Origin of the sequence: Kitasatospora viridis (assembly GCF_007829815.1) — a bacterium.
Lineage (GTDB): Bacteria > Actinomycetota > Actinomycetes > Streptomycetales > Streptomycetaceae > Kitasatospora > Kitasatospora viridis.
Window position 1 is genome coordinate 364,583 of sequence record NZ_VIWT01000002.1, and the last position, 12,285, is coordinate 376,867.

The following is a 12,285-nucleotide window of genomic DNA, read 5'->3' on the forward strand; positions in this document are numbered from 1 at the left end:
GCCGGCCCCGGAACCCAGCTCGGGTCCCGGGGCCGGCCGACGGTTCGTCAGGCCGCGACCGCTGCGGAGGCAACCGGCTTGCGCAGCTGCTTCAGCAGCACCACCACCGCTGCGGTGACCCCGGTGCCGGCCGCGATCGCCAACAGGTAGAGGAACGGGCTGCCGATCAGCGGCAGCACCCAGATGCCGCCGTGCGGGGCGCGCAGGGTGGAGCCGAAGGCCATCACCAGGCCACCGGCCGTCATGCTGCCCAGGATGCCCGCGGGGATGACCCGCAGCGGGTCGGCCGCGGCGAACGGGATCGCGCCCTCGGTGATGAAGGAGGCGCCCAGCACCCAGGCGGCCTTGCCGTTCTCCCGCTCTTCCGGGGTGAAGAGCCGCCGCCGGACCACCGTGGCCAGCGCCATGCCGAGCGGCGGGGTCATGCCCGCGGCCATCACGGCGGCCATCACCTTGAGGCTGCCCGCGTCCGGGTTGGCGCCGGCGGTGGTGAGCGCACCGGCGGCGAAGGTGTAGGCCACCTTGTTGAGCGGGCCGCCCATGTCGAAGGCCATCATCGCGCCGAGCAGCATGCCCAGCAGGACGGCGTTGCTGCCGGAGAGCCCGTTCAGCCAGTCGGTCAGGCCGTTCATCGCGGTGGCGATGGGCGAGCCGACCAGCACGAACATCAGGAACCCGACCGCCGCCACCGAGACCAGCGGGATCACCACCACCGGCATGATCCCGCGGATCGCCTGCGGCACCCGCAACTTGACCAGTTGGAGCACCAGGTAGCCCGCGGCCAGGCCGGCCACGATGCCGCCGAGGAAGCCCGCGCCGACCGCGACCGCGACGGCGCCGCCCACCACACCGGCGGCCAGCGCCGCGCGGTCCGCTATCGCGTAGGCGATGTAGCCGGCCAGGATCGGGACCAGGAAGCCGAAGGAGGCCTTGCCGGTCTGGAACAGCAGCGCGGCCCAGCTGTGCGCGGAGCTCCAGTCGAAGTGGCCCAGCACGGAGGGGGCGGAGGCGATCTGGTACCCGCCGACGGCGAAGCCGAGGGCGATCAGCAGTCCGCCGGCGGCGACGAACGGGATCATGTAACTGACGCCCGTCATCAGGTGCTTGCGCAGCCGCTGGGCCCAGTGCTCGGTGCTCGGGGCGGCTGCGGCCGTCCGGACCGGCCCGGCGGGACGGTCGGCGGGCCCGGCCGCGGCCGCCAACTCGGCGGCCTGGGCGATCAGTTCGTCGGGGCGGTTGACGGCTGCCTTGACGCCCACGTCCACGGTCGGCTTGCCCGCGAACCGGGCGCGGTCGCGGACCTCCACGTCATGGGCGAAGATCACCGCGTCGGCTGCCGCGATCAGAGCCGGGTCGAGCGGGGTGGCGCCGGCCGACCCCTGGGTCTCCACGTCGATCCGCGCGCCCGCCCGGGCGGCCGCCGTCTCCAGGGCCTTGGCGGCCAGGTAGGTGTGCGCGATGCCGGTCGGGCAGGAGGTCACGGCGACCAGGCGCAGTCCGCCCTTCTCCACAGTCGGATTGGCGGGTGCCGCCGCCTCCTCCCCGTTCACCAGCGCCGCCACCGCCGTCGGGCTCTCCGCCTCCCGCAGCGCCCCGGTGAACTCGGCGTCCAGCAGCCGCCCGGCCAGCGCGGCCAGGATCCGCAGGTGCGCGTCGTCCGCGCCGTCCGGTGCCGCGATCATGAAGACGAGGTCGGCCGGCCGCCCGTCCGGGGCGTCGAAGTCCACGCCGCGGGCGCTGCGTCCGAAGGCCAGGCTGGGCCGGGTGACGTGCGCGGATCTGCAGTGCGGGATGCCGATGCCGTCCCCCAGCCCGGTGGGGGCCTGGGCCTCGCGGGCGGCGATGTCGGCGAGGAAGCCGTCGAGGTCGGTGACCCGGCCCTCGGCGAACAGCCGCTGGGCGAGGGCGCGCAGGGCTTCGTCCTTCTCCTCGGGGGCGAGGTAGAGGTCGACGAGTGCGGGTGTGATCAGTGGGCCGGTGTCGCTCATGTGCTGTGGTCCTTCGCGTGGTGCCTGACGGTTTCCCTTGCCCCCGGGATCTGTGCCGCCCTTCCGTCCCACACGGTCGGGCTTGGTCGCCTCCGGCAAGCCGGAGAGCGTGGATTCAGCCGCGTAGCGGTCGGTCGAGCGGGATGTCCGCCGTCACGATCACCGCGGCCGGGTCGAGGTCGGCCGGGCTCGGCATGACGCTGCCCGGCAGTTGGACGGCGGCGGCGCCGTGCGCCAGGGCCGCCGCGAGGGATTCGGGTCCGCTGCCGCCCGCGCCCAGGAAGCCGGCCAGCGAGGCGTCGCCCGCGCCGACGTCGCTGCGGACCCGGGCGACCGGCGCGGTGCCGTACCAGCTGCCCTCCTCGGCGATCAGCAGCATGCCGTCGGCGCCGAGGCTGGCCAGCACCTGCTGGGCGCCGCGCTTGCGCAGTTCGCCGGCCGCGTCGACGGCGTCGCCCACGGTGGCGAGCGGGCGGCCGACGGCCTCCGCGAGCTCCTCGCGGTTGGGCTTGACCACGTCAGGGCGGGCGGTGAGGGCGGCGAGCAGGGCCGGGCCCGAGGTGTCCAGGGCGATCCGGGCGCCGCCGGAGTGCACCTGGGCGACCAGCTCGGCGTACCACTCGGGGGCCACCCCGCGCGGCAGGCTGCCGCAGCAGGCGAGCCAGTCGACGCCGGCGGTGGTGAAGTCGGTGCGGACCAGGCGCAGCAGCGCGGCCGATTCGGCCGGGCCGAGCTCGGGGCCCTGGGCGTTGATCTTGGTGAGCCGGCCGCCCTGTTCGGCGATCGAGACGTTGATCCTGGTGTCGCCGGCGATCTCGACCGCGGCGACCGTGATGCCCTGACGGCCCAGCAGGTCGGCGAGCAGCCGCCCGGCCGGGCCGCCGAGCGGCAGCACGGCGGTGGTGCGGTGGCCGGCGGCGGTGAGCGCGCGGGAGACGTTGACGCCCTTGCCGCCCGGGTCGAGCCGGTCCAGCCCGGCGCGGTTGACCTCGCCGGGGGCGAGGGCGGCGAGCTCGTAGGTGCGGTCCAGGCTGGGGTTCGGGGTGATGGTGACGATCATGCGCGAATGACTTCCGGTCCGTGGTTCTCGATCTCGGCGGCCTGCTGGTCGGTCAGTCCGGTGTCGGTGACCAGGACGTCGACCTGGTCGAGCGAGCCGAAGCGGGCGAAGTGCTCGGCGCCGTACTTGGCGGAGTCGGCCAGCAGCAGCACCCGGCGGGCGCCGGCCATCATGGCCCGCTTGACCGCGGCCTCCGCCAGGTCGGGCGTGCACAGGCCGCCGTCCACGGAGAAGCCGTTGGTGGCGATCACCGCGAGGTCCGCATGGATGTCGGCCAGGTCGCGCAGTGCCCAGGCGTCGACGGCGGCGTGGGTGCGGTGGCGCAGCCGCCCGCCGATCAGGTGCAGGGTCAGGTTGGGGTGGTCGGCCAGCCGGGCTGCGGTCGGCAGCGCGTTGGTGACCACGGTGAGGTGGGAGTCGACCGGCAGCAGGGCGGCGAGCCGGGAGACGGTGGTGCCGGCGTCCAGCAGCACGCTGCCTTCGGCGGGCAGCAGCGCCAGTGCGGCCTTGGCGATCCGCTCCTTCTCGGCGGGTGCGGTGGAGTCCCGTTCGGCCAGGCCCGGTTCGAGGTGCAGTGCGCCGGCGGGCAGTGCGCCGCCGTGGACCCGGTGCAGCAGGCCGGCCCGCTCCAGGGCGCTCAGGTCACGCCGGACGGTCTCCTGCGTGACGCCGAACTCCTCGGCCAGCGTCGGCACGTCCACCCGGCCCTGTTGCTGGGCGAGCCGGACGATCTGCTGTTGCCGCTCGGGTGCGTACATGTGGGTTCGGGTCCGTTTCATGTCTGTTCATGCCTGGTCAAGCGCCGACCATACGCGGTTCGACGGGAAAAGCAAGGGGTGCGGCGCAGGATGCCGCGGCGGATTGTTCATGCCCGAATGTGTTGACAGCCCGCAGCAAGCTGGCATAGAACCAACCGAAACAACACGCTTACGGGTGTGAAACCACAAACGTCCGGTCTTCTGCACCTGCCCCCGACCGCAGGGACCGGACCCCACCGCTGCGGCCCGCGCCTGACACCCCCTCGGCTGCGGGCCGCAGCGCCCACTCCTCCCGCCGACCGGTCTCCCACCCCGGTCGGCCCCTCGCCAAGCACTCAAGGACTTCCCGATGCACTCGATCCAGGTCACCGTCGGCTCGCGCAGCGGACTGCACGCCCGGCCCGCCTCGCTCCTCGTCCAGGCCGCCGCCCGACAGTCCGTCAGGATCACCGTCGGGCGCCCCGGCCAGCCGCCGGTCGACGCGCGCAGCCTGCTCTCCGTACTGGCGCTGGCCGCCGGGCACGGCGAGACGCTGGAACTGACCGCCGAGGGCGAGCAGGCGCCGGACGCCCTGCGGGAACTCGCCGAGCTGCTCGCCACCGATCACGACGCCGCGGCCGCATGAGCGGGCTGTTGTTGCACGGTATCGGCGTCGGCGGCGGCAGCGCCGCCGGGCCGGTGGCCCGGATGTCGGCGCCGCCCGCCCTGCCCGCGCCGCGCCCCGTCGCCGACCCCGCGGCCGAGGCGGCCGCGGTGCGCGCCGCGCTCGCCGAGGTCGAGGCCGACCTGGCGGAGCGGGCCGGGCGGGCGAGCGGCGCCGGAGCGGAGGTGCTCTCGGCACAGGCGATGATGGCCGCCGACCCGGCGCTCGCCGACCAGGCCGTCGGCCTGGTCGAACAGGGCACCGACGGGGCGCACGCCCTGACCGCCGCGTTCGACGGCTTCCGTGACGCACTGCTCGCCGCCGGCGGCTACTTCGCCGAGCGGGCCGCCGACCTGGACGACCTGCGGGACCGGTCCGTCGCCCGGCTGCCGGGCCTGCCGGTGCCCGGACTGCCCGACCCCGGCCACCCGTACGTGCTGGTCGCGGACGACCTCGCGCCCGCCGACACCGCACTGCTCGACCCCGCGCGGGTGCTGGCGCTGGTCACCGTACGCGGCGGGCCGACCAGCCACACCGCGATCCTGGCCAAGGCGCTCGGGCTGCCCGCCGTGGTCGGCTGTGCGCCCGCCGCCGATCTGACGGACGGTCAGCAGGTGCTGGTGCGCGGAGCGGACGGCACGGTCGAGGCCGACCCCACGGCGGAGAGCGTCGCGCTGGCCGCCGAGGCCGAGCGCCGCCGCCGCGAGCGGCTCGCCGGCATCCACGGCCTGGGCCGCACCTCGGACGGCCACCCGGTGGCGCTGCTGGTCAACCTCGGCGCCGCGCACGAACTGGCCGGCGCCGCGGCCGCCGACGCCGAGGGCGTGGGTCTGTTCCGCACCGAGTTCCTCTACCTGGACCGGGCCGAGGCGCCGGGCCAGGACGAACAGGCCGCCGCCTACCGTGCCGTCTTCGACGCCTTCGCCGGCCGCCGGGTGGTGGTCCGCACCCTGGACGCGGGCGCGGACAAGCCGCTGCCCTTCGCCACCGCCGCCGACGAGGAGAACCCGGCCCTCGGGATCCGCGGCCTGCGCACCGCCGCCCGCGACCCGCAGCTGCTGGAGACCCAGCTCGCGGCCATCGCCGAGGCCGCCGCAGGCTCCACCGCGGACGTCTGGGTGATGGCGCCGATGGTCTCCCTGCCGCGCGAGGCCGCCGAGTTCGCCCAGCGGGTCCGGGCCCACGGCCTGCGGCAGGCCGGGGTGATGATCGAGGTCCCGGCGGCCGCGCTGCGCGCCGACCGGCTGGCCGAGGTCTGCGACTTCTTCTCGCTGGGCACCAACGACCTGGCCCAGTACACCTTCGCCGCCGACCGCACCCTGGGCGCGCTCGCCGAGCTGCTCGACCCGTGGCAGCCGGCGCTGCTGGAGCTGATCGCCACCGCGTGCCACTCCGCCGCCGACCGGGGCCGCCCGATCGGCGTCTGCGGCGAGGCGGCGTCCGACCCGGCCCTCGCCCTGGTGCTGGTCGGCCTCGGGGTCACCTCGCTCTCCGCCGCGCCGGGCGCGCTGCCCGAGGTCCGCGCGGCACTGCGGGCGCACACCCTCGCGGAATGCTGGGAGCTCGCGGAGCTGGCCCTGTTCGCGGACGACGCGGCGGGCGCGGCGAGCGCGGTGCGGGCCCGGATCGGGGAACGCTGACCTAATGCCGCGTCAGGCAACCTTCGCCCCGTCGCGACGCTCCGGCAAAGGTTGCCTGGCGCGGCACTGGGCGGCGGCGCGGAGATGCTGCTGTGGATCAAGACGCCCGGCGAGTCCGACGGCAACTGCGGAACCGGCGCCGGATCCAGCGCGGGACAATTCCTGCCGCAGGTGGCCTACGACCTGGTATACGGCTACTGAAGCGTGGGCCGGCCGAGGTAGGTGAGGACGCCCGGGTCGGGCACCGGGATCTCGTGGAAGCCCATCCGGTCGTAGAAGGCGCGGGCGGCCGTGTTCGCGGTGACCATGCCCAAGTGGACCCGGGGCGCCCCGGCCTGCGCCAGGGCGGCGAGCAGCGTGCTCAGCAGGGCGCGGCCGTGGCCGCGTCCCTGGTAGGCGGGCAGCAGGTCGATGTGCAAGTGGGCTGGGTAGGAGGCGAGTTCGGGCACGAGCAGCCGCTCCGGCCGGTGCAGCAGGGCCGCCATCACCTCGTCGGGCGTGCCGGGTTCGCCGGCCGGCAGCGGATGCCGGTCGGCGACCGCGGGCAGCCACCGCGCGCGGAAGTCGCGGACGAAGCGCGCGGTGTCGCTGGTGCCCAGCACGTAGCCCACCGCGCCGGCCCCGTCGTCGAGGACGAAGGCCAGGTCCGGTTCGAGAGCGGTGTACGGCGCGGCGAAGATGTTCGGCAGCAGCTCCTGGTCGCGGTAGACGCCGCGGGCGTCACCGCCGGCCTCGGCGGTGCGCGTGCAGATGTCGAAGACGGCGTCCCGGTCCTCCGGGCGGTAGCGGCGGATGGCGGGCGCGGGCATGCACAGCCTCCAGTTCAGCTGTTGTGGAGCTCGGTGAAGACGAAGGAGAACTCGGCCGCCTCGGCCAGGAGTTGGTACTGCGGCAGCGGGCCCGGGCCGCAGGAGGCGGTGCCGATGCCGTGCAGGGCGTGGTCGAGGTTGACCCACACGGTGTCGCCGGCGGTCAGATCGGTCAAGTGGGTTGCCGCGTCCAGCTGTTCGGTGGTCCAGCGGCGGGCGGTGAGGGAGAACTCGGGGTCGCCCTCGATCCGCAGTCCGCCGAGCTCGGCCCAACGGACGCCGGCTCGCGCGCCGTTCTCCTGCGGGCGCAGGTAGGGCGTCTGCAGTGCGTCGACGGTGGATTCGTGGCGGCCGAGCCGGGCGGCGGTGCTGCTGTCCGGGTACGCCTCGCCGGGGCCGGCGCCGAACCAGCGCACCGCATCCGCCGAGGCGAGGCCGAGCCGCACGCCGAGGCGGGGGAGCGGCACCGGCCACTCGCCGTCGGGGCGCACGGACACGGCCAGCCGCAGGCGCTCGCCCTCGCAGGTCCAGCGGTACTCGGTGGCGAGGCCGAACTCGGCGGCGGCCGGCGCCACTCGGGTTCGCACGGTCAGCGTGTCCTCGCCCAGCTCCACGGAGTCCAGCCGGTGGCGCAGGCGGTGCAGGCCCGCGTCGCGCCACGGTCCGGCGTGGCGGATGCCGGTGTGCCAGTCCAGGCCTTCGTCGTTGTCGGTGGGCGCCCGCCACAGGTCCAGCCGCAGACCGCTGACCGCGACGGCGCCGATGCTCCGCAGCGCACCGGTGCGGGCGTCGAAGGCGGCCGGGCCGAGGGCGATCACGCCGTCGGCCGCGACCGGGCCGGCGGTCGGGCGGACGAGCGGCAACGGCAGTGCGGCGACCGGGAGCTGACCCCAGGCCACCTCGTGGCCAGCCGGTGCCCACGCCGTGTCGGCGGTCAGCACGGCCCGGACGGTCCACTGGGTCTCGCCCGGTCCGTGCACGCGCTCCGGTGCTGGCAGCTTCAGTTCGGCCGACTCGCCGGGCAGCAGCACCGGCACGGACAGCGGGCCGGTCTCGATCGTCTCCCCGTCCACCTGGTACGACCACTCGAAGGCCAGCGCGGACAGGTCGGCGAAGTCGTGGCGGTTGGTCACCCGCACCGTCCTGTCGGCGCCGTCGCCCTCGATGCGGACCGGCTCGATCACCTTCTTGTACTCGATCAGGCCGGGGGAGGGCTGCCGGTCGGGGAAGAGCAGGCCGTCGCAGACGAAGTTGCCGTCGTGCAGTTCTTCGCCGAAGTCGCCGCCGTAGGCGTAGCCCAGTTCGGGGTGCCTGATGCCGTGGTCGATCCACTCCCAGACGAACCCGCCCTGCAGTCGCTCGTAGGACTCGAACAGCCGCTGGTAGTCGGCGAGTCCGCCGGGGCCGTTGCCCATGGCGTGGGCGTACTCGCAGAGGATGAAGGGGAGTTCGCGGCGCCGGCGGGGGCCGCCGTCCAGTCGCCGGCCGATCTGCTCGACCTGGGCGTGGGAGGCGTACATCTGCGAGTACACGTCCGTGTCACGGCAGTTCGGGTCGCCCTCGTAGTGCAGCAGGCGCGCGGAGTCGCGGCCGCGGATCCACTCGGCCATCGCAGTCAGGCCGCGCCCGGTGCCGGCCTCGTTGCCCAGCGACCAGATGATGACCGAGGGGTGGTTCTTGTCGCGCTCGACCATGCGGGCGGCGCGGTCGAGCAGGGCCGGCGTCCAGCGGTCGTCGTCGACCGGGTTGTCGCGCCAGCCCTGCTCGCCGAAGCCGTGGGTCTCCAGGTCGCACTCGTCGATGACCCACAGGCCGTACTCGTCGCACAGGTCGAGGAAGGCCGGGTGCGGCGGGTAGTGCGAGGTGCGCACCGCGTTGACGTTGTGACGCTTCATCAGCAGCACGTCCTGGCGCATGGTCTCCAGGTCGAGGGTGCGGCCCGTCTCGGGGTGCCACTCGTGGCGGTTGACGCCCTTGAGGAGCAGTGCCGTGCCGTTGACCTTGATCAGGCCGTCGGTCAACTCGACCGTTCGGAAGCCGATCCGCAGCGGTACGCGCTCGCCCGCGGTGGCGAGTTCACCCTCGTACAGCACCGGCAGCTCGGCCGACCAGGGCCGCACCGGCGCGGTGACCGCTTCCCCCGTCGCGACGTCGATGCCCAGGGCGGGCACCCGCACCCGCCCGTCGACCTCGGAGTCGACGCGCAGGGTGCCCTCGCCGCTGCGGTGGTCGTAGGAGGCGTGCACGAAGAAGTCGCCCGCGCTGCCCGGCGGGCGGTGAAGCAGCGTCACCTCGCGGAAGATGCCCGGCAGCCACCACTGGTCCTGGTCCTCCAGGTAGGAGCCGGCCGACCACTGGTGGACGCGGACGGCGAGCACGTTGCCGGTGCGCTTGAGCAGGTGGCCGACGGCGAACTCGTGCGGCAGGCGGGAGCCCTGGAACTCGCCGAGCCCGGTGCCGTTCAGCCAGACCCGGGCGCAGGACTCGACGCCGTCGAAGCGCAGCACCGCGCCGCCGTCGGCCGGCCACTCCTCGGGCAGGTCGAAGGTGCGCAGGTGGTCGCCGGTCGGGTTCTCGGTCGGCACGCGGGGCGGGTCGACGGGGAACGGGTAGCGGACGTTGGTGTAGGCGGGCCGGCCGAAGGCGCCGTCGCCCTGGAGCACCCAGTGGCCCGGGACGGTGACCTCGGCCCAGTGCCCGGCCTCGAACCCGGGTTCGGCGAACGACTCGTCCTCGGCGTCGGCCGTCGGCGACACGCGCAGTCGCCAACTGCCGTTCAGTGACAGGGCCTTGGCGTTGGAGGCGGGGTGCCAGGCGCGGGGTGCGAGTGTCCCGTGGCCGGGGGAGAAGTCCTCGATGTACGCGTTGGTCATTCCTTGACAGCTCCCCGCACGCCGCACGCCGACAGTACCGGGAGCGTACCGAACGGCGGGGCGCACGGGAGGCGGAGCCCGCGATCCGTCCTCGTGGGCCCCGCCTGGTGCTACGGCGTTCCGATCAGGAGGTCACGGTCACCGTGATGGTCTCGGGGTCGGCACTGGTGTCCTGGTAGACCGAGTCGCCGCTGTAGACGGCGGTGATGGTGTGGGGGCCGGCGGTGCGGAAGGCGGTGACCGTTCCGGCGTCGGCGCACTTGCCGAGGGAGAGGAACAGGCGTCCCGTGCCGAGGGGCGTCCCGGTGGTGGTGTCGGTGAACGTGACGGTTCCGGTGGGCCTGGTCGTGGAGCCCGCGCCGGGGCAGACGATGTCGCTGAGCACGACCGGCGCGCCGGTCCGGATGCTCTGGGGGATCGTGGTCAGGGTCGTGGTGACCGGCTGGCCCACGGTGTAGCTGATGATCACCTGGCCGTTCTGGTTCGCCGTCCCGACCGTGGACAGCGCGTACGACGTCCCGGTGCCCGACGGGGTCGCGAAGCTGCTCCCCCCGCCGCCCCCGCCGCCACCCGCCGCGGTGCCGGTCCTGTTGACGGCACCGCTGCCGCCGCCCCCGCCGGCGAAGTACCCACCGCCACCGCCACCGCCCGCACCGGTGGCACTGGCGGCACAACCGCCGTCGATCGACCCGCCCTTGCCGCCGGTGCCGACCGTGGTACCGGCGAACCCGCTTCCCAGCCCACCCGCCGTGTCGTTGCAGGACGCGACGGCGCCGGGCGCCCCGCCCGGACCACCCGTGCTCGTGCTGGTTTTGGCGCCGCCTCCGCCCTGCCCCGGCGAGGCCCCGGGGCCGGTGGCGCTTCCCGCGGTAGCGTCGGTGGCATCGGGCGTGGTCCCGCCGTTGCCCCCGTTCCCGCCCGCCAGGCTGCCGCCGGTACCCCCGGCGGCGCCGCCGCCCCCGGCGACCACCAGGAAGGAGCCCGCGCTGACGCTGGAGGCCCCGCCCCCGCCCGGCCCTTCCGCCTGGAATCCGGCGACCGAGATGCCCCCGCCCGCACCCCCGCCGTTGAACCCGCCGGCACTTCCCGTGCCCGCGCCGTTGCAGCCCTTGGCGCCCGTGCCGCCGACGTTGACGGTCAGCGTCGTCGGGGCGGTGGTCTGCGGGAGGGTGGTGACCACGCGCGCCCCCGTCCCGCCCGTCCCCGTGGCGGTACAGGAGGTGCCGGTGTCGTCGGCGCCGCCCGCGCCGTCGGCGGTGATCGTGACCACCGCCCGGGCCGGGATGGTGAGGCTCTGCGGGGCACCGGTGAAGGCGAAGGTGTACGTCGGGTCAGCTCCTCGGGTCGCGGACCCAGGTGCTGCGGCGGTCGCCGGGATCAGCCCACCAGCGACCACCGCCACGCACACCCCTGCCACGACTCCGGCCCGCCACCACCGCGCACGAGCGTGGATGCCTGGTGCCTCTCCTTCGGCGACGGGATGTCCTGCGGTGTGCTGTCCGATCACTGGTGTCTCCCGGTGTGGTGGTTTTCGGGGTGCTGGAGCACGCGACCTGGTCCGGGGCGTGCGCAACAGGCACAGCGTGACGAGCGGACGGCCCGTGCGCCCCGATTGCTCCGACAGCGGCGTGGCGCACACCATCACACCGCGACGGCTCCTGACTCCGGGTCAGCGGGCGGCGCACGGCTCAGTGAGGTTCCGGTAACGGCCAGTTCACGCAGCTCGGACTCTCGGGGAAACACGCGGTTCCTAGTGTCGGCGCCCATGGATGCGAAGCTGTATACGCCCCCGGATACCGCGCCGGACGCGGTGCTGCTCCCCGCGCCCTCGCTGCGTGAGACGGTCTACGCCCAGCTGCGCGCGGCCGTGCTCGACGGCGAGTTCGGCGCGCGCGAGCGGCTGGCCGAGGTGCGGCTCGCGGCACGGTTCGGGGTCTCCCGCACCCCGGTGCGCGAGGCGCTGGCGCGGCTGGCCTCCGACGGGCTGATCGAGCGGGGGACGGCGGCTTCTTCGTCACCGTCCCCAACCTCGCGCGGCTGAAGGACTTCTACGAGCTGCGGGTCACCCTGGAACTGCGCGGTGTCGCACGGGCGATCGAGGACCCCTCGATCCGGCACGATCCGGCGGTCATCACGGCCGAGTTGGACCGCTGGTACGCGATGCGGGAGCGCCCGCCGGCACCCGACCCGCGGTTCGTCGTGCAGGACGAGCGCTTCCACGCCGAACTCTCCCGCGCCTCCGGCAACCCCGCGCTCACCGAGGCCCTGGTCGCGGTCAGCGAGCGCATCCGCCGGGTGCGGATGTACGACTTCCTCACCGAGGACCGGGTCGGGACGACCATCGCCGAGCACATCGAGATCATGGAGCTCGTCCGCGACGGACGCCTCGACGAGGGGTACCGGGCCCTGCACGCCCATGTGGGCGAATCGATGGCCGTGGTGCTGGAACGTGCCCAGCGCGCCATGACACAGATGGCCATGCACGCCGACCGCCTCTGAATCCCCTGCGGGTCA

10 protein-coding genes and 1 pseudogene are annotated in these 12,285 nt (G+C 74.4%); 5 read left to right on the forward strand and 6 right to left on the reverse strand.

The features are described 5' to 3' along the window. Nucleotides 1-47: 47 nt before the first annotated feature. The 3 genes from FHX73_RS28840 to FHX73_RS28850 form a co-directional block, all read right to left on the reverse strand. A complete protein-coding gene (locus tag FHX73_RS28840; RefSeq protein WP_145908824.1) occupies nt 48-1,988 on the reverse strand; it encodes a PTS fructose transporter subunit IIABC in 1,941 nt (646 codons plus the stop codon). Between the two features lie 115 nt (nt 1,989-2,103). Then, nucleotides 2,104-3,048 carry a 1-phosphofructokinase gene (gene pfkB / locus FHX73_RS28845; protein WP_145908825.1) on the reverse strand — a complete coding sequence of 315 codons (945 nt, stop codon included), beginning with the start codon at nt 3,046-3,048 and terminating at the stop codon, nt 2,104-2,106. Continuing rightward, nucleotides 3,045-3,806, reverse strand: coding sequence for a DeoR/GlpR family DNA-binding transcription regulator (locus tag FHX73_RS28850; protein ID WP_145909182.1), 762 nt, complete (start codon nt 3,804-3,806; stop codon nt 3,045-3,047). Before FHX73_RS28850 ends, pfkB begins: the two co-directional genes overlap by 4 nt. 349 nt (nt 3,807-4,155) lie before the next feature. Between FHX73_RS28850 and FHX73_RS28855 the strand changes: the two genes are divergently transcribed. The 3 genes and pseudogenes from FHX73_RS28855 to FHX73_RS28865 all read left to right on the forward strand — a co-directional run. Beyond that, nucleotides 4,156-4,431, forward strand: coding sequence for an HPr family phosphocarrier protein (locus FHX73_RS28855; RefSeq protein ID WP_145908826.1), 276 nt, complete (start codon nt 4,156-4,158; stop codon nt 4,429-4,431). Next, nucleotides 4,428-6,089: a phosphoenolpyruvate--protein phosphotransferase gene (ptsP, locus tag FHX73_RS28860; RefSeq protein ID WP_145908827.1), complete on the forward strand. Its 1,662-nt coding sequence runs from the start codon at nt 4,428-4,430 to the stop codon at nt 6,087-6,089. Before FHX73_RS28855 ends, ptsP begins: the two co-directional genes overlap by 4 nt. 66 nt (nt 6,090-6,155) lie before the next feature. Continuing rightward, nucleotides 6,156-6,290: pseudogene (locus FHX73_RS28865) on the forward strand (glycoside hydrolase family 6 protein); the annotation flags it as partial. Here FHX73_RS28865 and FHX73_RS28870 read toward each other — a convergent pair. The 3 genes from FHX73_RS28870 to FHX73_RS47335 all read right to left on the reverse strand — a co-directional run bounded on the left by FHX73_RS28870 (nt 6,284) and on the right by FHX73_RS47335 (nt 11,173). Further along, the gene (locus FHX73_RS28870; RefSeq protein ID WP_145908828.1) at nt 6,284-6,898 is read right to left on the reverse strand and encodes a GNAT family N-acetyltransferase; all 615 of its coding nucleotides are present in this window, start codon (nt 6,896-6,898) and stop codon (nt 6,284-6,286) included. The pseudogene FHX73_RS28865 and the gene FHX73_RS28870 sit on opposite strands and share 7 nt — an antisense overlap. Nucleotides 6,899-6,912: 14 nt before the next feature. Next, a complete protein-coding gene (locus FHX73_RS28875) occupies nt 6,913-9,771 on the reverse strand; it encodes a glycoside hydrolase family 2 TIM barrel-domain containing protein (RefSeq protein ID WP_145908829.1) in 2,859 nt (952 codons plus the stop codon). Nucleotides 9,772-9,895: 124 nt separating this feature from the next. After that, complete coding sequence (locus tag FHX73_RS47335) at nt 9,896-11,173, reverse strand: Ig-like domain repeat protein (protein WP_145908830.1); 1,278 nt, start codon at nt 11,171-11,173, stop codon at nt 9,896-9,898. 363 nt (nt 11,174-11,536) lie between these two features. On the opposite strand from FHX73_RS47335, the gene FHX73_RS46520 reads away from it, so the two are divergent. Then, nucleotides 11,537-11,812, forward strand: a complete 276-nt coding sequence (locus tag FHX73_RS46520; protein ID WP_246213936.1) for a GntR family transcriptional regulator — start codon at nt 11,537-11,539, stop codon at nt 11,810-11,812. A gap of 53 nt (nt 11,813-11,865) precedes the next feature. Further along, on the forward strand, nt 11,866-12,270 hold the full coding sequence (locus tag FHX73_RS46525; RefSeq protein ID WP_246213980.1) for an FCD domain-containing protein: 405 nt from the start codon (nt 11,866-11,868) through the stop codon (nt 12,268-12,270). Nucleotides 12,271-12,285: the final 15 nt, after the last annotated feature.